This is a genomic window from Lysinibacillus odysseyi 34hs-1 = NBRC 100172, assembly GCF_001591965.1.
Taxonomy (GTDB): Bacteria; Bacillota; Bacilli; order Bacillales_A; family Planococcaceae; genus Lysinibacillus_B; species Lysinibacillus_B odysseyi.
The window spans coordinates 77,065-102,965 of the sequence record NZ_BCVX01000002.1 but is presented as its reverse complement, the minus strand read 5'-3'; the positions used below and the strand labels follow the sequence as shown (position 1 = coordinate 102,965).

Below are 25,901 nucleotides of genomic sequence, written 5' to 3'. Positions count from 1 at the left end.
TGAACGATAAAAAAGTTCGGAGGAAAAGAGATGGTTCGTATGAAAGTTGAACTATGTGGAGTAGACACATCAACGTTACCTATTTTAAAACACGAAGAAATGAAAGCTTTATTCGAACGTATGCAGGCAGGCGAAGAAGAGGTACGTGAACAGCTGGTTATGTGCAATCTGCGGCTTGTCCTGAGCATAGTTGGACGTTTTTCCTATCGCGGAGAGCAGGCAGACGATCTATTCCAAGTAGGCTGCATCGGCTTACTAAAGGCTATTGATCATTTTGACCTGAAGCATAACGTAAGATTTTCTACGTATGCCGTACCGATGATTGTCGGGGAAATAAGACGTCATCTGCGTGACCATCATGCACTGCGAGTATCTCGTTCACTCCGGGATATTGCCTATAAAGCAATGCAGGCAAAAGAGCAGTTTGTACTTGAAAATTCATATGAACCGACACTTGGGCAAATTGCTGAAATGTTAGAAATGAAACAGGAAGATGTTTTATATGCATTAGATGCTATTCAAGATCCCATGTCTCTTCAAGAGCCGATTTATGCAGATGGCACAGATCCTGTGTACATGCTCGATCAGTTAAAAGGGGATGTTTCAGAGGATCAATGGGTGGCTTATGTATCGGTAAAGGAAAGCATGCAGAAATTGGATGAGCGTCAGCAATTAATTGTGGCGAAACGTTTTTACTACGGGGAGACCCAGACAGAAATTGCAAAGACACTGGGAATTTCGCAAGCCCAGATTTCGCGTTTAGAAAAAAGCGCCATCGCTTTGATGCAGAAAGACTATAAGTTTGACTAAAGCGCACATTTCGTGCGCTTTTCTTAAAGGTAAGGAAGGATAAATTTTCTAGTTACTGGACATTCGCATCTGCTGCTCGAGGTCACTTCAGGTCAACAGGATGTTGGTCACAAAGGCGTTGTCACAGGACGTGGCGGTTTAGCCTTTGTTCCATTGCCTGTTCTCCAGTGCTTGTCACAGCAAAACGGATGCGAATGCACTTTTCCTTTAGGAGAGAAAGTATAGCTTTTAAGAAGTACAGTATTGTCTAGGCACTCGCATCTGCTGCTCGAGGTCACTTCAGGTCAACAGGATGTTGGTCACAAAGGCGTTGTCACAGGACGTGGCGGTTTAGCCTTTGTTCCATTGCCTGTTCTCCAGTGCTTGTCGCAGCAAAACGGATGCGAATGCACTTTTCCTTAAAAGGAGGATTGGATGCGCTTTTCCATCGTGCAGCAGAAGGAAATGATCGAGGCGGGAAGCGGGCGGTTTATCGGTTATATTATCGATGCAGAGATTAATGAGCAGAGTGGGTATATAGACTATTTTTTTGTTTCGCAACCAAGAAAGTTTTACCAGCTCATTCAGGGGGAAGAAAGTGTAAAAAAGGTAGCAATTAGTGATATTCTCATAATAGGTAAGGATGTCATTATAGTAAAAAGTGTCTCCACATAGGTCACGCTATTCATTGATAAATCATGTTTAGCTTGATACAATAGGGGAAACTAATGATGTAAAGTTGGGAGTAACGTGACAAAAGTTATTGATAATCTAGAGAGAATTCAATCTAATATAGATCAAGCAAAAAAACGTGCAGGTGTCTCACAGGCTGTGAAAATTGTTGCAGTTACAAAGCAAGTTGATGTAGCGCGGACAAAAGAGGTCCTGGAGGCCGGACTTGTGCACCTGGGGGAAAACCGTCCAGAAGGGTTACATACGAAGCAAGAACAAATTAAATCTGGAGCCCATTGGCACTATATCGGCACTTTACAGACGCGGAAAGTAAAACAAATCATTAATACAATTGATTTTTTACATTCATTGGACCGATTGAGCCTGGCAGAAGAGATTGAAAAGCGTGCAGAAAAGCCGGTAAAATGCTTTATCCAGGCAAATGTATCTGGAGAAGAATCGAAACATGGCCTAGTGTATGAAGAGGTAATACCGTTTATCAAGCAGTTGGCCTCCTATTCAAAAATTGAAGTTGTCGGATTGATGACGATGGCACCGAATACGGAGGATGAGGACGTAATTCGTGAAGTATTTCGGGAACTAAAAAAACTTCAGCAGGAAGTTGTCGCCTTACAGCTAGCATACGCACCATGTACGGAGCTCTCGATGGGGATGTCAAATGACTATGAAATTGCCATCGAAGAAGGAGCAACATTTGTAAGAATTGGAACGGCTCTTGTTGGATGACGAAAGAAGGGACGATGGATGAGCATGAAAAACATCATTAAAAACTTCTTCTATTTGGAAGAGGAAGAAGAAGATCACGTAGTACGTGAGGAATTAGATAACACTCCTGTGATGAAACAGCAACAGTCTGAAGTGCCTGCCCCAGCGATCAATAACCGTTTTAAGAAAGAGCGTAAAATCGTTCCGCAGCAAACGCAGCATGCACCTGCCCCGGCGCAGAATAATGTAGTAAGTCTGCATACAGCTGCTTCTGCGAAAGGTTCAAAAGTTGTGCTTGTTGAACCGCGCGTATATGCGGAGGCGCAGGATATTGCCGAACATCTTCGTAATAAACGTGCGACGATTGTCAATTTACAGCGTATTGACCGGGATCAGGGAGTGCGAATCATCGACTTTCTAAGCGGGACAGTATATGCTTTGAATGGAGATATTCAACGCATCGGTAATAATATTTTCCTTTGCACACCAGACAACGTAGAAGTATCGGGAGAAATCTCTGATTATATTATCGATGAAATTTAGATACTAGAGAGGTAAATAAATGATTTATACTATTCTTGGGCAGGCATTTACGATCTATACGTTTATGCTCATTGCTTATATTCTGCTATCATGGGTGCCGGCAGCTCAAAATTCGGCTGTAGGACGCTTTTTAGCGGCAGTATGTGAACCTTATTTAGGCTTTTTCCGTAAGTTTATCCCGCCGATTGGTATGATCGATTTTTCGCCGATTATTGCCTTATTTGCGCTGCGGTTTATTGAACAAGGCCTATTTGTTGTTCTGAGCTACATTGTTGCGTAATTATTTCCCCGTACAGTCGTACTGTAGGGGGATTTTGTTTAGTACAAGGAGTTGCAGAAAAAATGGAGCATTTAATCCAGCATTTTAGAAAAGATGAACAGCCCTTTATCGAACAGGTTGTCGGATGGCAGCGGGAAGTAGAAGATCGCTATGCACCGAAGCTGACAGATTTTCTGGATCCGAGACAGCGTTTTATCGTTATGTCTGTGATTGGCCAGTCTGATGACTTGGCTGTTTATGCACAGGGAATATTTGAACAGCCAGAGCGCATGCGTGTCATGATTGCGCCTTCCTACTTCATGCCTGCAGAGGAGGACTATCAAATTACTGTGTTTTCTATTAACTATCCATCGAAATTCGTTCAGCTGCGGCATCCTGATGTGTTAGGAGCCCTGCTTTCTGTTGGAATGGAACGCAGCAAGTTTGGAGATATACGAGTAGCTGAAAATACCGTCCAGTTTGCTGTAGCAACAGAGGTTGCTGATTATGTGCGCGCTCACTTGACAAGTATCGGAAAAGTAAAGGTTCACCTTGAAGAAATTGGGACACAGCCGCTTCTACGTCTGGAGGAGGAATGGGTGGAGAGTACAACGACTGTTTCTTCCATGCGCCTTGATGTAGTACTTGCGACAGTACTTAATATTTCCAGACAGAAATCACAAAATTTAATTACTGCCGGGCGTGTAAAAGTAAATTGGACAGTAAGGGAACAGGTCTCCTTTGAACTGCAGGAAGGTGATATTCTTTCCGCACGGGGATTTGGCCGCCTAAAGGTCATCATGACAGAAGGAAGAACGAAAAAAGACAAAATCCGTCTTCAAATAGGCCGATTAGAGCAAAAACAGTAAAACAAAACAAAATTACAGAAAAATGGATGCCAATCGAGCAGCAACAAAGTATAATGATTACTAAATAGTAACGGGTAAAGGGGAGTAACGACATGCCATTATCACCACTTGATATACATAATAAGGAGTTTACAAGAGGATTCCGAGGCTACTCGGAAGATGAAGTAAACGAGTTTTTAGATCAAATCATCAAGGATTATGAAATTATCTTGCGTGAGAAAAAAGAGCTCGAAGATAGAATCAAGACGATGTCAGAGCAGATGACCCACTATAATAATTTGGAAGAGACACTGCAAAAATCAATTGTTGTAGCACAGGAAGCTGCTGAAGAGGTACGTCGCAACTCCCAAAAGGAAGCGAAGCTAATTGTAAAAGAAGCAGAGAAGAATGCAGATCGTATTGTTAATGAAGCGTTAACAAAGGCACGCAAAATAACAATCGAAATCGATGAGCTGAAAAAGCAATCGAAAGTTTTCCGCAACCGTTTCAAAATGCTGGTAGAAGCGCAGCTTGATCTATTAAATACGGATGATTGGGACAAGCTTTTAGAATACGATATACCAATGACTGATATTTCCGAGCATACACTGGGAAAATTACAGCCAAGCAATGAAGATTAACATTCAAATTAGCCTGAAAAGCTTGACGAATGTCAAGGATTTTTCATATACTGGTACTCAAAAGACGTTTATATGTATAATCGGCTAAGATAGAGACAGTACGTGAAAAACGGCAGTTTAGCGATTCGGGGATGGTGAAAGCTCGGACAATGCGTTTTTTATGGAAAATCACTCTGGAGCTGGTACGCTGAACAAAGTAGGCGGACCCGTGATACGCGACGTTACAGCGGCTAAGAGGCAGGACTGTATCTAACTAGATGTTCTGCAAATTAGGGTGGTACCACGGAATAACAGCTTTTCGTCCCTTTTTGGGATGAAAGGCTTTTTATTTTGTATAAACGGATAAATTAGGAGGAGTATGAAATGGTGGAGTATAAAGATACGTTATTAATGCCAAAAACAGATTTCCCAATGCGCGGCGGACTGCCGACAAAAGAGCCGCAAATTCAGGCACAATGGGATGAGATGGATATCAATCGTTTAGTAAATGAACGCACAAAGGATCGTCCGCATTTCGTGCTGCATGATGGCCCTCCGTACGCAAATGGGGACATTCATATTGGTCACGCATTGAATAAAGTGCTAAAAGACATGATTACACGTCAAAAATCTATGACAGGCTATCATGTGCCATACGTGCCAGGCTGGGATACACATGGTCTGCCGATTGAACAGGCTTTAACGAATAAAGGGGTTAAACGCAAGGAGATGTCCGTAGCGGAATTCCGAGAGCTATGTGAAAAATATGCCTATGAACAAATTGACAGTCAGCGTTCACAGTTTAAACGTCTTGGTGTACGCGGTGATTGGGAAAATCCTTATATCACGTTAAAGCCTGAGTTTGAAGCACGCCAAATTGAAGTGTTTGGTAAAATGGCCGAGAAGGGCTATATCTATAAGGGCCTAAAACCTGTCTACTGGTCTCCATCTTCCGAATCGGCTTTAGCGGAAGCAGAAATCGAATATAAAGATGTAAAATCACCATCTATTTATGTAAGTTTCCCAATTAAAGATGCAAAAGGCGTTGTACCTGCAGATGCAAAATTTATTATCTGGACAACAACACCTTGGACATTGCCGGCTAACCTAGGGATTTCCTTAAATCCGGAATTTACGTATGTGGTAGCAGCAGTAGGCGACAAAAAATTCATCGTTGCAAAAGACTTGCTTGAAAATGTAGCAAATGCAATTGGTTGGGAAAGCTATGAAATCATCCAGGAAGTTCAAGGAAAAGCGCTTGACCGTGTAGTAGCGCAACACCCATTCTATGACCGTGATTCATTAGTAATGATCGGTGACCACGTAACAGCTGAAGCTGGTACAGGATGTGTTCATACAGCACCTGGTCACGGGGAGGAAGACTATAACATCGGCCGGGAGTATGGTCTTGATATTTTATCGCCGGTAGATAACCGCGGCTGCTATACAGAGGAAGCACCAGGCTTTGAAGGAATCTTCTATGATGATGCAAATAAATTAGTAACTGAAAAGTTAAAAGAAGTAGATGCGTTAGAAAAGCTAGGCTTCTTCACGCACTCTTATCCACATGACTGGCGTACAAAGAAGCCGGTTATTTACCGTGCTACGCCACAGTGGTTTGCTTCAATTGATGCATTCCGCGATGAATTATTACAGGCAGTGACAGATACAACATTCACACCATCATGGGGTGAAACGCGTCTTTACAATATGATCCGTGACCGCGGCGACTGGGTAATTTCCCGCCAACGTGCATGGGGTGTACCGATTCCAATCTTCTATGCGGAAAATGGTGAACCAATCATCACGCCGGAAACAATTACACACGTGGCAAAATTGTTCCGTGAGCATGGATCAAATATTTGGTTCCAGAAAGAACCGAAAGAATTATTGCCGGAGGGCTTCACACATCATGGCAGCCCGAATGGCATTTTCACGAAAGAAAATGACATCATGGATGTTTGGTTCGACTCAGGCTCTTCTCATCAGGGCGTACTTGTGGAGCGCGGCATGAAATATCCAGCGGACCTTTATTTGGAAGGTTCTGACCAATACCGCGGCTGGTTTAACTCATCATTGATCACATCTGTAGCGATCAATGGCTATGCGCCTTATAAAGGGCTGCTGTCTCATGGTTTCGTATTAGACGGAGAAGGCCGGAAAATGTCCAAGTCTTTAGGAAATGTAATCGTACCGCAAAAAGTAATGGATCAATACGGTGCTGATATTCTTCGTCTATGGGTAGCATCAGTTGATTATACAGCGGATGTCCGTATTTCCATGGATATGCTGAAGCAAGTATCAGAAGTATATCGCAAAATCCGTAATACACTTCGCTTCCTACACGGAAATGTTGCAGATTTTAACCCAGCGACAGACCGCGTAGCATACGAAAACTTACGTGAGATGGATCAATACATGTATATGCGCATGCAAGATGTATTAAAAGCTGCACGTGCTGCATATGATCGTTATGAATTTTCTACGGTATACCATACAATCAATAACTTTGTCGCAGTTGAACTGTCTTCATTCTACCTTGATATTGCAAAAGATGTAGTGTATATCGAAGGTGTAGACAATCAGGACCGCCGTGCAATGCAAACAGTGATGTATGACACATTGCAAATGCTGTTAAAAGTACTGACACCAATTATCCCTCATACGACTGAAGAATTATGGGGCTATCTTGGTGCAGAGGAAGCGTCTGTACAATTGACAGATTTCCCAGAGGTAGATGAGAAGGAAAACTTCGGTCAGCTACGAGAAAAATGGGCGAAGATTATCGAAATCCGTGATGAAGTATTAAAGGCCTTGGAAGAGGCTCGAAATGCGAAGGTAATCGGAAAATCGCTTGAAGCAAAAATTTCTGTTTATGCAGACAGCGAGACGGTGGAATTACTGAATGATGCAAACGTTGATTTTGCACAGCTATGCATCGTATCACAGTTCACTATTGCAGGCAGTAAAGAGAACGCGCCTGAAGATGCATTGGTCCTTAACCAAACATCACTTGTTGTAGAAAAAGCAGATGGCGAAAAATGTGAACGCTGCTGGACAATTTCCGAAACAGTAGGTACAAATGAAGCACACGCAACATTATGTACACGCTGTGCAGAAGTTGTTGAAAAATATTACGCGTAATGAGAGAAAAGCTGGAGGGGTGACCCTCCGGCTTTTTTGCTGATTTGGAAAGAAAAACACAATTCCTCTTACCCGTACGTATAACCAAATAGTATAATCAAAGAAATCTATCAATCATTGCAAAATGATAGTTTCTAATAGAAACTGGAAGGGTATCGGAAATGGGAAAGGTGGGAATGGATGAATGAAACGAAAATGGGGCCCCCTTATTGCTGCGGGCATGCTATGCTTTAGTTTCAGCGGATCTCCTGCAGATGCTGCGCTTGTAGATATTGCAGGAAACACACATGAAAAGGCCATTAAGCAATTATATGAGCAAGATATTATCGGCGGCTATTCAGATGGTACATATAAGCCGGATGCCAATATTACACGTTCACAGGTTGTTCGTCTATTGGGGAGGTTTATTGTAGGGCAAGGCTATGAAATTCCGGAGGATGCATTAACAGATGATCGTTTTGAGGATGTTCCGATAAAGAGTGATGAAGAATTATTACAGTTAAGCGCGCTATTGTACGAGGAAGGGATTTTCCAGGGCGCTTCCGGCTATCTGAATCCGAATAACAAAATGCAACGGCAGCATATGGCTGTTGTTATTGTACGCATGATGCATGATGTATTTGGCAGAGATCTAATAGCAGACTATAAACATAGGGGTTTTAAAACTTCCATCACGGACATACATAAAGCAATTGATAATGAAAAGCAGGAGGCAATTACAGCACTTGAGTATGCAGGGATTACGATGGTAAAGCAATTCAATCCAACTGATACTGTAACACGTGGTCAGTTCGCTTCGTTTTTAGTAAGGGCTCTACAAGTGGCACAGATAGAAAAGGAACCGGATTTACCTAGTGAATCAAATCGACAGAAAAAAGAAAGCTCAAGCTTAGCAGATAAGCAGGAAATATCATCCGAAGGTTTGGAAAACAAAACCGAAGCGGAACAAGCAGAAGTACAGGCACCTGTGCAGAGCAGTGAGCAGCAGGTAGCAGAAATCCCTGTAAAAGGTGAAGGAAGCCAAATACCTGAAACAGAAGACGAAAAAGTAGAGCAGGAAGTAGATTTTTCAAAAGTAAAAAGTGCCTCAATTGTAGCTGGTACGCCTCTATATGCCTCACGTAACATGAAAAATCAGGTAGGAGTTTGGCAAAATGAGTCATTTGTTGTGCCTATCACTTATTTAGCTGATAAGCATTTGGTGATTGTCTCCGCAGGCGGTAAAAAATACTATGTGGCACCGGATGCTGTTATACCTGCTGCAGAAGAAAGCGTTCCCGGAAAAAGTACAGTTTTAGGAGCTGTGCGCACAGAGCAGGCATTCCAAATAGTGGATGCACCGAATGGCAAGGCAATTCTTACAGGCAATAGGGTAACGAAGCTTCAGGTTGTCGAGATTACCGATAAATACTATAAAGTAAAGCTAGGTCAGAAGGATGGGTATATTGCTGTTAGCCAGACATATATTAATACCCGGAAAAATATAAAACTTACTGAAGCTACAGCTTTTTCAGCCGAAGGAAAAGCAGCGGGAGAGCTAGCAGCAGGAGCAGTCATTAAGGCTTCCGGGTTTGATGGCGCTCATTATAAGATTACGGTAAGCGGCAAAACATACACATTTCCTCGCCAGGCGGTCGTTGAAACGGATGAAGCATCAGGTTTGACGACAGTAGTACCGTCAAAATATCCAGAAGTAATCACAGCTCAGGCAGATACAACTGTTAAGCTTTCAACTGGTAAAGTGGTTGGAACAATTAAAGCAAACACAACAATAGAGTTGAAAAATATTACAGCTTCAGCAGGAATCATTGAATTTTTAGGCGGTGCAGGGTATGTAGACCTTGGTGATTTTACGCATACTGATATCGTCAATCCGGCAAAAAATGTGACACATCTTGAAATGGAGTATCAGTTAAAGGTATTCAGCCTGCTTTACCCGGAATTTACCGAACTGAAGGCAATCGGAAAATCGGTTGAAGGGCGTCCTATTTATGCCCTTCGAGTAGGAAACGGCAAAAAGGAAATTTTAATGGATGCTTCTATGCATGCGCGAGAGTATATGACGACCAACGTACTGATGGAAATGATAGACCAATATTCCTATCATTATATAAGAGGATCGAAATTTGGCTCCTATCAGGTGAAGAACGTGCTTGATCAGACAAGTATATGGTTCATTCCAATGATGAACCCAGATGGTGTGACACTTGTGCAAAATGGTCTGAATGCTGTTGCTAATAAAGATGTAGTAAGAAAAATTAATGGCAGCTCAAATGTCGCCCGTTGGAAGGCAAATATACGGGGAGTGGATTTAAACCGCAATTTTGATGCAACTTGGAGCTCTATCATATTGACGCCTCCATACAATGTGCCTGCCTTTAAAAATTATAAGGGTATTGCTCCTTTTTCCGAACCGGAATCACAGGCGCTGCGGGATTTTGTATTAGCAAAGCCGTTTAAATCATACATTACGTACCATTCTTCCGGTCAAATTATTTATTGGGGTTATGACAGTATGAGCAATCATACGAGGAACTATAATTTAGTAAAAAGTGTAGCAAATGTAACAGGTTATTCCGTTGTTCCACCGAACCCGAAGAAACCGACTGCTGCATCTGAATCCTGGTTTACGAAAGTGAAGAAGATGCCGGCGATGACTGTGGAAATTGCAAAGTATTCTAATGAAGGCCCGGTATCATTCAGCCAGTGGGATGATGTCTGGCGACGAAATCAGACAGTAGGATTAATCGGAGCGACAGAGGCAAGTAAACGATAATAAGAAAACTAGAAGGGCAGAAAGGCGTCCTTCTAGTTTTTTGTTTTGCAATAGCATATTTATCACGTCAAAACCGACACCTGAAGGGTTATTTAAAGAAAATTTCTTTTGTCTGACGATACTCACTAGGGGATAAGGTGACGTATTTTTTAAAGGTTCCGCTATAGTAATTGGGTGTATTAAATCCATAATCTGCCGAGATCTGCTCAAGTGTATGGGTTGTCCGACGCAGCCCTTTTAATGACTGAATCAGTCGTGTATACGCAACATACTCAGGAAAATTACGCCCGGTCTCTTTTTTAAACAGGCGTCCAAAATGAGTCGGACTGAACCCGGTATGACCTGCGATATTTTGGATATTGATCGGTTCATGGCATGTTTGTTCAATAAGATCAATTGCTTTAATGATGGATGGATGTGTTGCCAGATCCTCGAAATAACGGATGTGGATACAGTCAACAGGTGGTTTTTTTCTTGCCTTACGAGCCTGTAGATAGGATTGATGAAGATCAAGCGGTTTTTCAAAGGTGTTGCCAATGCCTAGGTACAAATAAATCTGTTCCCTTTTCAACTGTTCAATTGCCATTGCCAGTGCATTCACTCCTGCTGCCCAATATTTGAACGATACATAGGGGGAAGGTACTCGGACGAGCACGAGTAAATAGCTGTTAAAATAAAGAAAAGAAATGCCGGTAATAGGTGATAGCAATTCTTCTAATTTATGCTGGATAATTTTACTGCACAGATCCACCGTTAGTTGCTTTTCGTGTAATAAAAACCCTTGAAGAAACAGAACGGTATTCGGAAGGTTTCCGACTTGAACATGCGATCTTGCTTCGAAAAATTCTTTTTCGTCTGTCATTTCCCCGCGTACGAGCCTCCGGAGAAAAGCCTTATAGAAAGGAGAGCGTGTTTGTGCAAGCTCAGTCGAGAGCTCAGCATAGCTGACAGGTTCGATTCTATGGGCATCAAATATGGCCTGAAGCTTTTTGGCTGCGCGCATGAATTTGTTTTTTTGCACAGGCTTAATAAGTAAGTAAGGTAATTCAAGTTCCATGGCGATCGGTGAGGAGTGGGCCAGGCGCTCATGTACAATCGGTACGATCACACAGCGGGGATTGCTCTTTTTAAACCGCTTTACTCCTACCCAGTCAAAAAGACGGTTGATTTCTTTAATGTAAATATTTGCATAGGAAAGTTCCCCAACCAGCTCATACTTTGACTCTAGAAAATTATCAAGCCATTCATGGATTTCAGCCCTCTCCTCATCATCCATTATTTCCAGGTAAATTCGTATCATTTTTCTACCCCCCAATAGTGTTGCAGAAATAATCAGTATATTAAATTATTATACATAAAATAGCAGAAAGTTGTATTAGTACAGTGAAAAAGTGTAAGGGTATGTAGGAAGAAAAACTATACAATTGTTATAAGAATGGTAATTTCATAAAAGGGGGGCTTTTATGGCAGGGGATTACAGAGATTATGACTATGTAGAGGCAGGGACAGTGGATGTAAAGGATTTAAAGCCGCTGGATCCGCAGATTAGAGGAATCATGAAGGGCGAATTATCGACCGGATTGACCCTGACTATTGTTTATTTTATTTTTATCTTTTCCATTCCCATCATGAACTGGTTCTTACCTGATTTGGCATTTTCCAAGTTCTGGGGCGGTATGACATTCACATGGTTTGTAACAACCATCGTTGCTATGATGATGGCCGTTCTTATTGCCGGAATCCATACGGTCCTCTATGAACGGCGTTTAGTAAAATATGAAGATGAAATCATCAAGTATGAACATAGTAAGCAGCCATCTGATAATAAGGTGGTGGAATAATGATGGATTTATTGCTGTCTCCTAAAATGATTATGACGATTTTCCTGATGGGGACTATTGTCTATATTACGTATTTAACAAAAAAGAATGACAACGCATCTGAATTTTTCGTGGGCGGCCGGAGTTTTGGATGGTTTACGAACGGTTCAGCAATCGGCGGTGATTATTTAAGTGCTGCGACATTCCTTGGGATCGCCGGGTTGACGTTCCAGCTTGGCTATGACGGCGCCTATTATGCTTTCTGCTTCTCGATTGGTTTAACATTGCTGGCTATTTTCGTAGCCGGACCGCTGCGCAAGTTTGGAGCCTATACAGTGGCTGATTTTTTAGGCTACCGTTTTCACAGTAAGCGTGCAAGGCTTGCAGCAGTGCTTGTCGTATTTGCTATTTCCGGTTTCTATGCGGCGCCTCAACTTTTGGGGGCAGCACAAATTTTAAGTATGTTCTTTGGCACTTCCTATGAATTTGGCATTATCTTTACATGTGCTGTTATGGTATTTTACGTAGGGGTCGGCGGTATGAAAGGAACGACGCTTAATCAAGCATTGGAATTATGGATTCGTTTAGGTGCTTTCATTATTATGGCAGTAGTTGCAATCTATAGCGGCCTTCATTATGACAAAGTACTGGATGGTATAAATTCGTTTACTGGGCCGATTGCCGATACGTCTCCGTACGCACTTGACGGTAAGGATCTGGAGTTTAACGGGGAAAGCTGGAGTGGGACAGGTTTCTATTTCCCGACATTCTGGGATACGATCAGTATGACGATTGGTTTAGCGCTTGGTACGATTGGCCTACCGCATATCCTCTTGCGCTTTTATACAAACCCGAGTGCAAAGGCAGCACGTAAATCAGCAATTATGGCCATCGCCATTGCTTCGGTATTCTTCTTATTTGCAGTGTATTTAGGAACGGTAGGCCGTGGCATTTTCCTAGGGGGAGAGGCGAGTAAGCAAGTCATGGCTGATATGGTGACAGGCGGAAATAACATGGTTATTCCTTCCACAGCACAAGCGCTTGGCGGAGAATGGCTGCTCGGTCTTGTCATTGCAGGAGCATTTGCCGCGATTTTCTCAAACTTATCCGGGTTGTTTATTGCAAGCTCTGGTGCGCTGGCACATGATCTGTATGGAACATTTGCTAAAAAGGAATTGACACAGCGCCAGCGTGTAATGGCGGGGAAAGTAGCAATTCTTATTTTAGCTATTATTTACGGTGCGCTTGGTTTGCTTGTAAAAGATGCTTCGATCGGCCATCTGGTAGCATTAGCCTTTACTGTAGCGGCAAGTACTTTTACACCGATATTCATTCTTGGTATTTGGTGGAGAGGAATGACAGAGAAGGGAGCAATTGCAGGATTGATTGTCGGTTTGGTCGTTTCTATGTGGATGATCTTCCTACCAAGTACAGTGCCGGCGTTCCTGACATTTAAAATTCCTGGTATTGTAACAGTACCAGTAGGCTTCCTGGCGGTGATTATTGTATCGCTGCTTGATCGTAAAGTACCTGCTGATGTAAATGAGTTTATGGTAAAGGTACATTCAAAAGAGTCAGAAACAGCCTAGTTGGATATAAGCTTGCATTGTTGAGAAATCAGCAATGCTTTTTTTGTTTTCCTTCTCCTTCCTATGGTAGAATGGTTAAGATATCGTGTAGGGGGCGTCTAATGTGTATAAGTATTATAGTTTAGCCGCGCTTGTTATTTTTCTGGATCAGATAACAAAGTGGATGGTAGTTAAAAATATGGAGCTTGGCGAACGGATTGGGATCTGGGACCCATGGCTTGGCCTCCTGTCTCATCGAAACCGCGGGGCAGCGTGGGGGATGCTGGAAGGACAAATGTGGCTCTTTACAGTTGTGACGATTGGTGTAATCGCAGCGATTGTTTACTTTTATCATACCGAGGCAAAAGGAAAGCCGTTTTTCCAGGTAAGTTTAATGATCTTACTAGGCGGTGCGGCCGGAAACTTTATTGACCGGCTATTTTCAGGGGAAGTAGTGGATTTCGTGGATGTACTCATTCCCGTTATCGATTACCATTTCCCAATCTTTAATATTGCGGACGCTGCATTGACAATTGCAGTCATCATGCTGCTAATCGCCATCATACTAGATGATCGAACAGAAAAGAAAAAGGTGAAAAGATGATTGAAACATATACAATTGAGGAGCAATATGCCGGAGAGCGTATTGATAAGGCATTATCAAGCCAGCAATCTGAGTGGTCACGTACGCAGATCAGCAATTGGATTACAGATGGCCTTGTAAAGGTAAACGGAGCCGCAATAAAGGCGAAGTATAAAGTGAAGGCAGGGGATATCGTAGAAATCGATGTGCCGGAAGCTGAGCCGCTTGAAGTTGTAGCAGAAGATCTGCAGCTTGATATCGTTTATGAAGACACTGATGTACTTGTTGTGAATAAGCCACGGGGCATGGTGGTACACCCGGCACCGGGGCATATGACTGGAACTCTAGTCAATGGACTGATGTATCATTGCCATGACCTATCCGGTATTAATGGCGTCTTACGACCAGGCATCGTCCATCGTATCGATAAAGATACGTCGGGCCTTCTAATGGTTGCTAAAAATGACAAGGCACATGAAAGTTTAGTGAATCAGCTTGTCAAAAAAACTGTAACACGCAAATATACAGCGCTTGTTCATGGCCATATTGCTCATGATAAGGGAACAATCGACGCACCGATTGCACGCGACCCAAAAGACCGCCAAAAGCAGGCAGTAGTGGATGGCGGGAAGCATGCTGTGACCCATTTTCAAGTCATTGAACGGTTCGGCGATTATACACTTGTAGAATGTCTTCTTGAAACAGGCCGTACACACCAAATCCGTGTTCATATGAACTATATTGGATATCCGCTTGTAGGCGATCCAAAATACGGGCCGAAGAAGACAATTGATTTTGGTGGACAAGTATTGCATGCAGGTGTACTCGGTTTTGACCACCCTGCCTCAGGAGAGTATCTGGAGTTTTCCGTTCCGCTTCCTGATGATTTTGAGCATCTGCTTCAAACGTTAAAATAAAAAGTGCATTATGCTAGGCCGAGCATGGGAATTTCTTTTCCCGTGCTTTTTATATGCCTGTTTATGTAAACTGTTAATTCAGAATTTAAAAACATATCGTTTTAGTTGTCCGACCTCTTCGAATACCCTTGACTTACGATTTTGCCGGGTCTATACTAGCAACAGTTAAACAAAAGATTCGACGAGAGCGAATCTGTTGACGAGTGAAACTAAATATTCACCTTTAATGGCAGTCCTGAGAGGCTGAGAAGGTACATGTGAAGCGACGAATGATTTGTGCTGCAAATCTTTACGTACGCGCTATTTCCACACGCGAACTTTCCAAATCCTCTAGAGACAATCTAGAGGATTTTTTATTTGGGATAGCACACACTACCAAACATAAAACATATAGAAAGGAGAAGCTAACATGCCGCAAATTACAGAGCTTTTAGATAGCACTTCCATGAATCGTGCATTAACAAGGATTGCCCATGAAATTATTGAACGCAATAAAGGAATAGATGAATGTATCGTTGTCGGTATTAAGACGCGGGGAGCATTCCTTGCAAGACGTTTAGCAGAGCGCATTGAAAAAATCGAAGGGAAACCAATCCGTACAGGTGAATTGGATATTACGCTATACCGCGACGATTTATCAACAAAGCAGGTGAATGATGAAGCACAGGTCCAGCAGGTCGATATTGATTACCAAGTAAGTGATCAAAAAATTGTCCTTGTAGATGATGTGCTTTATACAGGACGCACTGTACGTGCAGCTTTGGATGCCGTTATGGATCTAGGCAGGCCCTCACAAATTCAATTGGCTGTATTGATAGATCGGGGACACCGGGAGCTGCCAATTCGTGCAGATTATGTAGGGAAGAATATTCCTACAGCCAGTCATGAAAGAATCGTTGTGAATTTAGAAGAAGTAGACGGCCAGGACATTGTCGCAATTCATAAAGAAGATTAAATAAAAGTGGGGAACCAAGGATGTCAAAACCAGTATTGGATATCAACGAAAAACCAACGGGCGGCCAGCTGCTTACACTAAGCTTCCAGCATATGTTTGCTATGTTCGGCTCTACGATTTTAGTACCAAAGCTAGTGGGGTTAAGCCCTGCCATTGCCTTATTAACAAGCGGTATTGCTACAATCATATTCTTGCTTGTTACACAGTTTAAAGTACCAGCGTATTTAGGATCATCCTTTGCCTTCATCTCACCGATTATTTTAGCAGCGGGGCTAGATGAAGCGGGCATGAGCATCAATCCGGGAAATGCAATGATTGGCGCCATGGCTGTCGGTATTGTATATGCGATTGTCTCTCTATTAATATGGACGACAGGATATAAGTGGTTGATGCGCTTACTGCCTCCGATTGTTGTGGCACCGGTCATCATTGTAATCGGTCTAGGCTTATCGGGAACAGCAGTAAATATGGCGATGAACATCAATGTTGAAGTATTAAATAAGGCCACGGGAGTTATGGAGACGGTCTCCCAATATAGTGGCAAGCACTTTTCTGCAGCACTTGTCACCCTGTTTGCAGCAATCATCTTCAATGTATACTTTAAAAATATTTTAAGCGCTATGCCGATTTTACTCGGTCTGATTGTCGGCTATCTTTATTCAATAGCAATCGGGATTGTCGATTTTACCCCTGTAAAAGAAGCGTCAATGTTTGCCTTACCGGATTTTTTAATCCCTGGTGTGGATTATGAATTTAATATTACAGCAAAAATCCTGCTCGCAATGGTACCGATTGTCATTGTAACCATTTCAGAGCATATTGGACACCAGCTTGTATTAGGAAAAGTAGTCAATCGTAATTATATAAAAGATCCCGGCTTGCACCGTTCCTTGCTCGGAGACGGACTTGGTACATTTGCAAGCGCACTGATCGGCGGTCCGCCAAAAACTACGTATGGTGAAAATATCGGGGTTCTGGCGATTACGAGAGTGTATTCAGTGTATGTAATCATGGGAGCAGCAGTTATTGCGATCATTATTTCCTTCTTTGGGAAAGCAATGGCCTTAATTTCCACGATTCCAACCGCAGTACTTGGCGGTATCTCCATCCTGTTATTCGGGATTATTGCTTCAAGCGGTCTGCGTATGCTGGTAGAGAGTAAAGTAGACTTCAGTAATAACCGTAACATGGTAATCGCTTCTGTTATCCTTGTCGTCGGAATCGGCGGTGCAGCCATCCGTTTCAACGAATCATTTGCGATTGAGGGAATGGCGCTTGCAGCAATTATCGGAGTTATTTTAAACCTGGTCTTGCCGGGACGCGATAAACATGTAGAAGACTATAATAATAAATAAGTAGAAGTACCTTTTAAAGATTGTCCAGAGAGGCAGCAAAGGGAAAGACAAGGAATCGGCACATAATTTTATGATGCTGTAGCTTGTCACACCCTAAATTGCCTCACTCATAAAAGGAGTGAGGCTTTTTCATTGCAGGAAGGTTAATGAAGAAAGTATTCGTTTCAAATCGGAGGCGCGTTTGCATGAAGAATTTATTATCAATGGAGCATTTAACAAACGAAGAAATTTTACACATTCTCGACCGGGCACAGGCATTTGAACATGGTGAACAGCCGCAAGTAGCTCGCTCTTACAACGTAGCGAATCTTTTTTTCGAGCCAAGCACACGGACGAAAACAAGTTTCGAAATGGCGGAACGGCGTGTAGGGTGTACAGTCATTCCGTTCGATGCAGGGTTTTCGAGTGCATTAAAAGGCGAAACGATGTACGACACGGTAAAAACGCTTGAGATGATCGGCATGGATGTGGTAGTCATTCGCGCTAAGGAAGACGAGTATTACAATGAACTGCTAGAGGGGATTGAATGTGCGGTTATTAATGCCGGAGACGGAGCAGGCCAGCACCCATCGCAAAGTCTGCTCGATCTATACACAATACGAAAAGAGTTCGGAACATTCGAAAATCTAAATATAACAATTGTTGGTGATATTACACACAGCCGGGTGGCAAAATCGAATGCTACAGCGCTTACACGGTTGGGAGCGAACGTACGGTTCCTGTGCCCTGAAGAATGGGCAGGTGATTTTGAAGCGGCTCATTCATGGGATGAGGTGCTCGAAGACAGTGATGTGATTATGCTCCTGCGCATCCAGCATGAACGGCATGCCGTAAGCAAGAATTTCTCTAAGGATAGCTATCATGATGAGTTCGGCCTGACGCCGGCGCGTGAAAAACAGATGAAGCGGGAAGCAATCATTATGCATCCTGCACCTGTAAACCGGGGTGTGGAAATTGCGGATGAATTGGTAGAGTGTGAACGTTCGCGCATCTTCCAGCAAGTGCAAAACGGTGTATATGCCCGGATGGCTATTTTAGAAACAATTTTGAAGGGACGGAAATAATATGACCATTACTTATATAAAAAATGTACAAATGCTAACTGAACAAGGCGATTTAGAGTTTACTTCTATCACGGTGGAAGAAGGTATCATTACCGAAATCGGCGAAGGCATGCCGCAGGGGCAAGGGGTCATCCAAGTAATCGATGGGGGCGGGAATTTCCTATCACCAGGCTTTGTCGATGTACATACACATTTGCGTGAGCCGGGCTTTGAACATAAAGAAACGATTGCCACTGGTTCTGCAGCAGCAGCCCGCGGCGGTTTTACAACGATCTGTGCCATGCCGAATACAAAGCCTGTGCCGGATTCAGTAGAGAATATGCAGCTGATTAACAGCTTAATAAAAGATAGCGCAGTTATACGTGTACTGCCATACGGCTCTCTGACAAAGGACATTTCAGGGGAAGTCCGGACAGACATGGAAAAGTTAAAGGAAAATGGGGCTGTAGCATTTTCAGATGACGGTGTAGGAATTCAGCTTGCTTCTACAATGTATGAGCAGATGAAGGAAGCAGCCCGCTTAAATGCGGTTGTTGTTGCACACTGTGAAGACAACTCCTTGATTTATGACGGGGTGATGCATGAAGGAAAGCGGAATAAAGAGCTTGGGCTGCCGGGCATCCCATCGATCTGTGAATCCGTTCAGATTGCCCGCGACGTTCTGCTCGCTGAAGCAGCAGGTGCCCGCTACCACGTCTGTCATGTGTCAACAAAAGAGTCTGTAAGGGCTGTACGTGATGCAAAGGCGGCCGGCATTAAAGTGACGGCAGAGGTTTGTCCGCACCATCTTCTTCTAGAAGAAATGGATATTCCATCGGATGATGCAAACTGGAAGATGAATCCGCCGCTTCGTGCAAAGGATGATCAGGATTCCCTGCATGCGGCACTGCTTGACGGAACAATTGACTGTATCGCTACAGACCATGCTCCGCATACGGTGGAGGAAAAATGCTGTGGTATGGTAGGCGCGCCATTTGGCATCGTAGGGTTTGAGACAGCCTTTCCATTACTTTATACAAACTTCGTAAAAACCGGTAAATGGACACTGCAGCAATTAGTAGACTGGATGGCAGCAAAGCCGGCTGAAATTTTTGATTTACCATATGGAAAGATTGAGGTAGGAGCATGTGCTGACTTTACGATCATCGATTTAGAAAAAGAGATGACTGTGGATGCAGAAGGGTTCATATCAAAGGGACGAAACACACCATTTAATGGCTGGGCTGCACAAGGCTGGCCGGTTATGACTATCTTTGAAGGCAAAATCGTATACCAGGAGGCAAAATAATGAAAAAACGTTACTTAATTTTAGAAGACGGTACTGTGTTCCATGGAACAGCATTCGGCAGTGAGAAGGAATCACAAGGAGAAGTCGTATTCACTACGGGAATGACAGGATATCAGGAAACATTATCCGACCCATCGTTTTACGGACAAATTGTGACACTGACATATCCATTGATCGGTAACTACGGCATTAACCGTGATGACTTTGAATCCATTACACCGGCGATCCGCGGCTTTGTTGTCCGGGAACTTGCCGAACAGCCTTCTAACTGGCGTTCAGATATGACGCTGCACGATTATTTAGCTTCTCAAAATATCCCGGGAATTGAAGGAATCGATACACGTAAATTGACGCGTATCATCCGCTCAAAAGGTGCAGTCCGCGCTATCTTAACTGCAGCGGATACAGAAGTAAATATAGATGACATTGTAGCACAACTACAGGCGACACCATTGATTACGCATCATGTAAAGGAAGTATCGCCAAAAGCTGCTTATCCGTCTCCAGGGCGCGGCAAGCGTGTTGTCCTTATCGATTTCGGTATGAAACATGGTATTTTACGCGAATTAAATAAGCGTGACTGTGATGTACTTGTTGTTCCTTACAATACACCGGCAGAAAGGATTCTTGCCTGGCATCCGGATGGCATTATGCTGTCAAATGGTCCCGGTAACCCTGAAGATGTAACAGAAGGAATTGAAACGATCAAAAACTTAATCGGAAAAGTACCAATGTTCGGTATTTGCTTAGGCCATCAGTTATTCAGCTTGGCATGTGGAGCTACTTCCTTCAAGCTGCCATTCGGGCACCGTGGCGGAAACCACCCGGTAAAAGACTTACGGACAGGACGTACAGACTTAACTTCCCAAAACCACGGCTATGCGATTGATATTGATTCATTAAAAAATACGGATTTGGAATTGACGCACATTGCACTAAATGACGGCACATGTGAAGGAGTCCGCCATAAGACATACCCGATCTTTACAGTCCAGTATCACCCTGAGGCATCACCGGGGCCGGAAGATTCCAATCACCTATTTGATGAATTTATTGAAATGATGGAAAAAGAAGCAGCAAAGGAGAAACAACATGCCTAAACGTACAGATATTAACACTATTTTAGTAATCGGCTCAGGTCCAATCGTTATCGGTCAAGCAGCAGAATTTGACTATGCAGGTACTCAGGCTTGTCTTTCATTAAAAGAAGAGGGCTACCGTGTAATCCTTATTAACTCAAATCCGGCAACAATCATGACAGATACAGAAATCGCTGACAAAGTATACATCGAACCAATTTCCCTGGAATTTGTTTCACGTATCCTTCGCAAAGAGCGTCCGGATGCGATTCTTCCAACATTAGGCGGCCAAACAGGGTTGAATATGGCTATTGAGCTTGATAAGTCAGGTATTTTAGATGAACTTGACATTGAAATTTTAGGAACGAAGCTGGATGCAATCCATAAAGCGGAAGACCGGGATTTATTCCGTAATTTAATGTATGAGCTGGGAGCGCCGGTACCTGAATCGGATATCATCCACAATCTAGATGAAGCACGTAAATTTGTTACTAAAATTGGCTATCCGGTTATTGTGCGCCCGGCATTCACGCTAGGTGGCACTGGCGGCGGGATTTGTAATAATGATCAAGAATTAGAGGAGATCGTAACTTCCGGATTAAAGTATTCCCCGGTGACACAATGTCTTCTTGAAAAATCCATCGCCGGCTATAAAGAAATTGAATACGAAGTAATGCGTGACGCAGCGGACAACGCAATTGTTGTATGTAATATGGAAAATTTCGACCCTGTTGGGATCCATACGGGTGATTCGATCGTTGTCGCGCCGACACAGACATTATCTGACCGTGAAAACCAGATGCTGCGCAATATCTCACTTGATATTATCCGTGCTTTAAAAATTGAAGGTGGGTGTAACGTACAGTTGGCACTTGACCCAAACAGCTTCCAATACTATGTAATCGAGGTAAATCCACGTGTATCCCGTTCATCTGCCCTTGCTTCGAAGGCAACAGGATACCCGATTGCCAAATTAGCTGCCAAAATTGCTGTCGGCTTAACACTTGATGAAATCAAAAACCCGGTAACAGGCTCTACATTTGCCTGCTTCGAGCCTGCTCTTGACTATATTGTCGCAAAAATTCCACGCTGGCCATTCGATAAATTTGAAGCAGCAAAACGGAATTTAGGGACACAAATGAAGGCGACAGGCGAAGTAATGGCACTTGGCCGTACATTTGAAGAGGCAATACTAAAAGCGGTACGCTCCCTTGAAACTGGTCATGTTCATATCGAGATGAAACATCCGGAGGAACTGTCGGACTCCTGGATTGAGAAGCGGATCCGCAAAGCGGGCGATGAGCGCTTATTCTTCATCGGTGAAGCGCTGCGCCGCGGTGTGACGATCGAGCAAATCCATGAATGGTCGGCAATTGACTTATTCTTCCTTCACAAGCTGAAGAAAATCGTTGATATGGAAACAACACTAGCAGAAAACAAACAGGATAAAGAAGTATTACGTACAGCTAAACGCCTTGGCTTTGCAGATAAAAAGATTGCTGAGCTTTGGGAGACGACACAAGAAGAGGTATATGCATTCCGTAAGGAGCATGGCATCATCCCTGTTTATAAAATGGTTGATACATGTGCTGCCGAGTTCGATTCTCAAACACCATACTTCTATGGCACATACGAGGACGAAAATGAATCGATCAGAACAGAGAAGCCATCTGTTGTTGTTCTTGGTTCAGGACCGATTCGAATCGGGCAAGGGGTCGAATTTGACTACGCAACAGTTCACTCTGTATGGGCAATCCAGGAAGCGGGCTACGAGGCAATTATCATCAACTCAAACCCTGAGACAGTATCTACGGACTTCTCTATTTCAGATAAATTGTACTTTGAGCCACTGACAATCGAAGATGTAATGCACATTATTGACCTTGAGCAGCCAATCGGGGTTGTCGTGCAGTTTGGTGGGCAAACAGCGATCAATCTTGCAGATAAATTAGCAGCATATGGTGTGAAAATCCTTGGTACATCTTTAGAGGATATCGACCGTGCAGAAAACCGTGATAAATTTGAATCGTCTTTAAAAGAGCTGGCAATCCCGCAGCCTCCTGGAGATACAGCAGTATCAGCTGAAGGGGCACTTGAAATTGCGAAAAAACTCGGCTTCCCTGTATTAGTCCGTCCATCTTACGTTCTTGGTGGCCGTGCGATGGAAATCGTCTATAACGAGGACGAATTGAAACACTATATGGAACATGCGGTAGAAGCATCTCCGGATCACCCTGTACTAGTCGACCGCTATTTGACTGGTCAGGAAATTGAGGTGGACGCAATCTGTGATGGGGAGAACGTGCTGATCCCTGGCATTATGGAGCATATCGAGCGTGCAGGGGTTCACTCCGGCGACTCTATTAGTGTCTATCCTCCGCAGAAATTGACAGAAGCACAGAAAGAAACATTAGTAGATTATACGACGCGTCTGGCGAGAGGACTTGGCATTGTTGGTTTAATGAATATCCAATATGTAATGAGCGAAGGAGAAATTTATGTGATCGAAGTAAATCCTCGTTCTTCCCGTACAGTGCCATTCCTATCGAAAATCACAAATATTCCAATGGCGAATATCGCGACAAAAGCAATTCTTGGTCAGTCTATTGTAGAACAAGGGTATCCGACGGGATTAGCGAAGGAGCAAAAAGGTGTATTCGTAAAAGTACCAGTCTTCTCATTCGCAAAACTGCGTCGTGTAGACATTACGCTTGGGCCAGAAATGAAATCGACTGGTGAAGTAATGGGGAAAGATGCAACACTGGAAAAAGCGCTATATAAAGGCCTAGTAGCGGCAGGTATGGAAATTAAAACACACGGAACAGTATTGTTCACTGTGTCTGATAAGGATAAGGAAGAGGCAATTGCCCTTGCAAAACGCTTCTCGACAGTCGGCTACCGCATTATGGCAACGGAAGGTACGGCAAAAGCGTTTGAAGAGGCCGGCGTACGTACAGATGTAGTAGAAAAAATCGGTGCAAAAGGCAAGACATTAATCGATGTTATTCAAAATGGCGAAGCACAGCTTGTCGTGAACACATTGACAAAAGGAAAACAGCCGGCCCGTGATGGCTTCCGTATCCGTCGTGAATCGGTGGAAAATGGGGTACCATGTTTAACATCACTTGATACAGCCGAAGCAATGCTGCGTGTCATTGAGTCAATGACATTCACTGCAGAAGAAATGCCTAAAGCGGAGGTAGTACATTAATATGATTCGCAACGAACGCATGACGGTCGTTCATCAAGCGAAAATTGCTCATAATATTTTCGAATTGACACTACAAGGCGAACTTGTTCAGGACATGGCTCCTGGACAGTTCGTTCACGTACGTGTAGGAGATAGTTTTGAGCCGCTTTTACGACGTCCAATTAGTATTGCAAACATTAATAAAGATATGAATGAATTTACGATGATCTACCGGGCAGAGGGGCGCGGGACAGAGCTTCTCTCCAAAAAACAAGTGGGCGATACAGCGGACATATTGGGACCGATCGGAAATGGATTCCCCGTAGATGCGGCTGCGCCAGGTAGTACAGCGCTGCTTGTTGGAGGAGGAATCGGTGTACCGCCGCTTTATGAACTAGCAAAGCAGTTAAATGCCCGCGGCGTGCAAACAATCCATGTACTCGGATTCCAGTCTGAAAATGTGGCGTTCTACGAGGAACAATTCTCAGCCTTTGGAGAAACACATTATGTCACAGCAGATGGCACAAAGGGAACAAAGGGCTTTGTTACAAATTTGCTGGACGAGCGAAAGCCCGAATTTGATGTGTTTTATTCCTGTGGGCCACTCCCTATGCTAAAGGCGCTAGAAGTACAGTTCCCAGATAAAGAAGGCTACCTTTCTTTCGAGGAACGTATGGCATGCGGAATTGGTGCGTGCTTTGCATGTGTATGCAACACGACAGAGGCAGTGGAAAAAGATTATGTAAAAGTGTGCTCGGATGGGCCTGTATTCCCGAAAGGAGTTGTGGCACTATGAGCCGTATCAATATAGAATTACCTGGTTTGCAATTGAAGAACCCAATCATGCCGGCATCCGGCTGTTTTGGATTTGGCCGTGAATATGCGCAGCTATATGATTTGTCAAAGCTTGGCGCCATTATGATTAAAGCAACAACAGTAGAGACACGCCGTGGAAATCCAACGCCGCGTGTAGCAGAAACTGCTGCTGGTATGCTCAATGCAATTGGTCTGCAAAATCCAGGGCTTGATAAGGTACTGGCAGAAGAGCTGCCATTTTTAGAAGCCTATGATGTGCCGATCATTGCAAATGTAGCAGGAACTGAAATCGCAGATTATGTGGAAGTTGCAGAGCGTATTTCACAGGCACCAAATGTTCATGCATTAGAGCTGAATATTTCCTGCCCGAACGTAAAGTGCGGAGGTATCCAGTTTGGGACAGACCCGGCAACAGCCCAGCAGTTAGTGGAGGCAGTAAAAGCAGTTTCAACTGTACCGGTATATGTAAAGCTTTCACCAAATGTCACAAATATTGCAGATATTGCAAAAGCTGTAGAAGCTGGCGGGGCAGATGGAATTACAATGATCAATACTTTGATCGGTATGCGTCTGCATGAAAAGACAGGTAAGCCGGTCATTGCCAATGGAACAGGAGGACTTTCCGGCCCTGCTGTTAAGCCGGTTGCCATCCGTATGGTATACGAGGTATACAAAAATGTTACGATTCCGATCATTGGCATGGGCGGTGTGACGAATGCACAGGATGTCATTGATTTTATGAGCGCTGGTGCTTCAGCTGTCGCAGTCGGAACAGCGAACTTTGTTGATCATTTCGTATGCCCGAATATTATTGAGGCATTACCATCAAAGCTGGACGAGCTTGGAGTAGAACATATTTCAGAAATTATTGGAAGGAGCCATCGTTAAC

The 25,901-nt window shown here is 43.5% G+C and carries 22 protein-coding genes and 1 other annotated feature; of the genes, 21 read left to right on the top strand and 1 reads right to left on the bottom strand.

Going from position 1 to position 25,901, the window contains the following annotated elements; all coding sequences use genetic code 11:
* Window positions 1-30 precede the first annotated feature (30 nt).
* The 9 genes from sigG to BOD01S_RS03295 all read left to right on the top strand — a co-directional run bounded on the left by sigG (window position 31) and on the right by BOD01S_RS03295 (window position 10,377).
* Window positions 31-810, top strand: coding sequence for an RNA polymerase sporulation sigma factor SigG (gene sigG, locus BOD01S_RS03335; protein WP_036156083.1), 780 nt, complete (start codon window positions 31-33; stop codon window positions 808-810).
* Window positions 811-1,224: 414 nt separating this feature from the next.
* Window positions 1,225-1,464: a PRC-barrel domain-containing protein gene (locus BOD01S_RS03330; RefSeq protein WP_036151246.1), complete on the top strand. Its 240-nt coding sequence runs from the start codon at window positions 1,225-1,227 to the stop codon at window positions 1,462-1,464.
* Between the two features lie 75 nt (window positions 1,465-1,539).
* A complete protein-coding gene (locus BOD01S_RS03325; RefSeq protein WP_036151244.1) occupies window positions 1,540-2,208 on the top strand; it encodes a YggS family pyridoxal phosphate-dependent enzyme in 669 nt (222 codons plus the stop codon).
* Between the two features lie 18 nt (window positions 2,209-2,226).
* Complete coding sequence (locus tag BOD01S_RS03320) at window positions 2,227-2,730, top strand: cell division protein SepF (protein ID WP_036151243.1); 504 nt, start codon at window positions 2,227-2,229, stop codon at window positions 2,728-2,730.
* A 19-nt stretch (window positions 2,731-2,749) separates the two neighbouring features.
* Complete coding sequence (locus BOD01S_RS03315; protein ID WP_036151241.1) at window positions 2,750-3,010, top strand: YggT family protein; 261 nt, start codon at window positions 2,750-2,752, stop codon at window positions 3,008-3,010.
* 62 nt (window positions 3,011-3,072) lie between these two features.
* The gene (locus tag BOD01S_RS03310) at window positions 3,073-3,858 is read left to right on the top strand and encodes a YlmH family RNA-binding protein (protein WP_036151240.1); all 786 of its coding nucleotides are present in this window, start codon (window positions 3,073-3,075) and stop codon (window positions 3,856-3,858) included.
* 92 nt (window positions 3,859-3,950) lie between these two features.
* Window positions 3,951-4,478 (top strand): DivIVA domain-containing protein, encoded by a 528-nt coding sequence (locus tag BOD01S_RS03305; protein ID WP_036151238.1) that lies wholly within the window; start codon window positions 3,951-3,953, stop codon window positions 4,476-4,478.
* A 77-nt stretch (window positions 4,479-4,555) separates the two neighbouring features.
* Window positions 4,556-4,787: a binding site (T-box leader), on the top strand.
* Between the two features lie 54 nt (window positions 4,788-4,841).
* Window positions 4,842-7,601 (top strand): isoleucine--tRNA ligase, encoded by a 2,760-nt coding sequence (gene ileS / locus BOD01S_RS03300; protein ID WP_036151236.1) that lies wholly within the window; start codon window positions 4,842-4,844, stop codon window positions 7,599-7,601.
* A 184-nt stretch (window positions 7,602-7,785) separates the two neighbouring features.
* The gene (locus BOD01S_RS03295; RefSeq protein ID WP_052124704.1) at window positions 7,786-10,377 is read left to right on the top strand and encodes a M14 family zinc carboxypeptidase; all 2,592 of its coding nucleotides are present in this window, start codon (window positions 7,786-7,788) and stop codon (window positions 10,375-10,377) included.
* 88 nt (window positions 10,378-10,465) lie between these two features.
* On the opposite strand, the gene BOD01S_RS03290 is transcribed toward BOD01S_RS03295, so the two are convergent.
* Window positions 10,466-11,677, bottom strand: coding sequence for a helix-turn-helix transcriptional regulator (locus tag BOD01S_RS03290; protein ID WP_052124703.1), 1,212 nt, complete (start codon window positions 11,675-11,677; stop codon window positions 10,466-10,468).
* A 163-nt stretch (window positions 11,678-11,840) separates the two neighbouring features.
* On the opposite strand from BOD01S_RS03290, the gene BOD01S_RS03285 reads away from it, so the two are divergent.
* The 12 genes from BOD01S_RS03285 (at window position 11,841) to BOD01S_RS03230 (ending at window position 25,900) form a co-directional block, all read left to right on the top strand.
* Window positions 11,841-12,218, top strand: coding sequence for a hypothetical protein (locus tag BOD01S_RS03285; protein ID WP_052124702.1), 378 nt, complete (start codon window positions 11,841-11,843; stop codon window positions 12,216-12,218).
* Window positions 12,218-13,786: a sodium/solute symporter gene (locus BOD01S_RS03280; protein WP_036151234.1), complete on the top strand. Its 1,569-nt coding sequence runs from the start codon at window positions 12,218-12,220 to the stop codon at window positions 13,784-13,786. The genes BOD01S_RS03285 and BOD01S_RS03280 overlap by 1 nt, the downstream gene beginning before the upstream one ends.
* Before the next feature lie 103 nt (window positions 13,787-13,889).
* Complete coding sequence (gene lspA / locus BOD01S_RS03275; RefSeq protein WP_036151233.1) at window positions 13,890-14,369, top strand: signal peptidase II; 480 nt, start codon at window positions 13,890-13,892, stop codon at window positions 14,367-14,369.
* Window positions 14,366-15,265: an RluA family pseudouridine synthase gene (locus tag BOD01S_RS03270; protein WP_081977870.1), complete on the top strand. Its 900-nt coding sequence runs from the start codon at window positions 14,366-14,368 to the stop codon at window positions 15,263-15,265. Before lspA ends, BOD01S_RS03270 begins: the two co-directional genes overlap by 4 nt.
* A 409-nt stretch (window positions 15,266-15,674) precedes the next feature.
* The gene (gene pyrR / locus BOD01S_RS03265) at window positions 15,675-16,220 is read left to right on the top strand and encodes a bifunctional pyr operon transcriptional regulator/uracil phosphoribosyltransferase PyrR (protein WP_036151230.1); all 546 of its coding nucleotides are present in this window, start codon (window positions 15,675-15,677) and stop codon (window positions 16,218-16,220) included.
* Between the two features lie 20 nt (window positions 16,221-16,240).
* On the top strand, window positions 16,241-17,575 hold the full coding sequence (locus BOD01S_RS03260) for a solute carrier family 23 protein (protein ID WP_036151228.1): 1,335 nt from the start codon (window positions 16,241-16,243) through the stop codon (window positions 17,573-17,575).
* A 185-nt stretch (window positions 17,576-17,760) separates the two neighbouring features.
* Complete coding sequence (locus BOD01S_RS03255) at window positions 17,761-18,639, top strand: aspartate carbamoyltransferase catalytic subunit (protein ID WP_036151226.1); 879 nt, start codon at window positions 17,761-17,763, stop codon at window positions 18,637-18,639.
* A gap of 1 nt (window position 18,640) precedes the next feature.
* Window positions 18,641-19,927, top strand: a complete 1,287-nt coding sequence (locus tag BOD01S_RS03250) for a dihydroorotase (RefSeq protein ID WP_036151224.1) — start codon at window positions 18,641-18,643, stop codon at window positions 19,925-19,927.
* Window positions 19,927-21,027 (top strand): carbamoyl phosphate synthase small subunit, encoded by a 1,101-nt coding sequence (locus BOD01S_RS03245; RefSeq protein WP_036151222.1) that lies wholly within the window; start codon window positions 19,927-19,929, stop codon window positions 21,025-21,027. The genes BOD01S_RS03250 and BOD01S_RS03245 overlap by 1 nt, the downstream gene beginning before the upstream one ends.
* The gene (carB, locus tag BOD01S_RS03240; protein WP_036151220.1) at window positions 21,020-24,217 is read left to right on the top strand and encodes a carbamoyl-phosphate synthase large subunit; all 3,198 of its coding nucleotides are present in this window, start codon (window positions 21,020-21,022) and stop codon (window positions 24,215-24,217) included. The genes BOD01S_RS03245 and carB overlap by 8 nt, the downstream gene beginning before the upstream one ends.
* 1 nt (window position 24,218) lies before the next feature.
* Window positions 24,219-24,992: a dihydroorotate dehydrogenase electron transfer subunit gene (locus BOD01S_RS03235; RefSeq protein ID WP_036151218.1), complete on the top strand. Its 774-nt coding sequence runs from the start codon at window positions 24,219-24,221 to the stop codon at window positions 24,990-24,992.
* A complete protein-coding gene (locus BOD01S_RS03230) occupies window positions 24,989-25,900 on the top strand; it encodes a dihydroorotate dehydrogenase (RefSeq protein WP_036151216.1) in 912 nt (303 codons plus the stop codon). The genes BOD01S_RS03235 and BOD01S_RS03230 overlap by 4 nt, the downstream gene beginning before the upstream one ends.
* Window position 25,901: the final 1 nt, after the last annotated feature.

Bases quoted from the DNA above. Each gene is read 5' to 3' on its own strand.
- BOD01S_RS03255 (WP_036151226.1), top strand. From the start codon at position 17,761: ATGAAGAATTTATTATCAATGGAGCATTTAACAAACGAAGAAATTTTA.
- BOD01S_RS03315 (WP_036151241.1), top strand. From the start codon at position 2,750: ATGATTTATACTATTCTTGGGCAGGCATTTACGATCTATACGTTTATG.
- BOD01S_RS03290 (WP_052124703.1), bottom strand. From the start codon at position 11,677: ATGATACGAATTTACCTGGAAATAATGGATGATGAGGAGAGGGCTGAA.
- BOD01S_RS03285 (WP_052124702.1), top strand. From the start codon at position 11,841: ATGGCAGGGGATTACAGAGATTATGACTATGTAGAGGCAGGGACAGTG.
- BOD01S_RS03310 (WP_036151240.1), top strand. From the start codon at position 3,073: ATGGAGCATTTAATCCAGCATTTTAGAAAAGATGAACAGCCCTTTATC.
- BOD01S_RS03270 (WP_081977870.1), top strand. From the start codon at position 14,366: ATGATTGAAACATATACAATTGAGGAGCAATATGCCGGAGAGCGTATT.
- BOD01S_RS03230 (WP_036151216.1), top strand. From the start codon at position 24,989: ATGAGCCGTATCAATATAGAATTACCTGGTTTGCAATTGAAGAACCCA.
- BOD01S_RS03250 (WP_036151224.1), top strand. From the start codon at position 18,641: ATGACCATTACTTATATAAAAAATGTACAAATGCTAACTGAACAAGGC.
- BOD01S_RS03330 (WP_036151246.1), top strand. From the start codon at position 1,225: ATGCGCTTTTCCATCGTGCAGCAGAAGGAAATGATCGAGGCGGGAAGC.
- BOD01S_RS03235 (WP_036151218.1), top strand. From the start codon at position 24,219: ATGATTCGCAACGAACGCATGACGGTCGTTCATCAAGCGAAAATTGCT.
- BOD01S_RS03320 (WP_036151243.1), top strand. From the start codon at position 2,227: ATGAGCATGAAAAACATCATTAAAAACTTCTTCTATTTGGAAGAGGAA.
- BOD01S_RS03245 (WP_036151222.1), top strand. From the start codon at position 19,927: ATGAAAAAACGTTACTTAATTTTAGAAGACGGTACTGTGTTCCATGGA.
- BOD01S_RS03305 (WP_036151238.1), top strand. From the start codon at position 3,951: ATGCCATTATCACCACTTGATATACATAATAAGGAGTTTACAAGAGGA.
- sigG (WP_036156083.1), top strand. From the start codon at position 31: ATGGTTCGTATGAAAGTTGAACTATGTGGAGTAGACACATCAACGTTA.
- carB (WP_036151220.1), top strand. From the start codon at position 21,020: ATGCCTAAACGTACAGATATTAACACTATTTTAGTAATCGGCTCAGGT.
- BOD01S_RS03260 (WP_036151228.1), top strand. From the start codon at position 16,241: ATGTCAAAACCAGTATTGGATATCAACGAAAAACCAACGGGCGGCCAG.
- BOD01S_RS03295 (WP_052124704.1), top strand. From the start codon at position 7,786: ATGAAACGAAAATGGGGCCCCCTTATTGCTGCGGGCATGCTATGCTTT.
- pyrR (WP_036151230.1), top strand. From the start codon at position 15,675: ATGCCGCAAATTACAGAGCTTTTAGATAGCACTTCCATGAATCGTGCA.
- ileS (WP_036151236.1), top strand. From the start codon at position 4,842: ATGGTGGAGTATAAAGATACGTTATTAATGCCAAAAACAGATTTCCCA.
- BOD01S_RS03280 (WP_036151234.1), top strand. From the start codon at position 12,218: ATGATGGATTTATTGCTGTCTCCTAAAATGATTATGACGATTTTCCTG.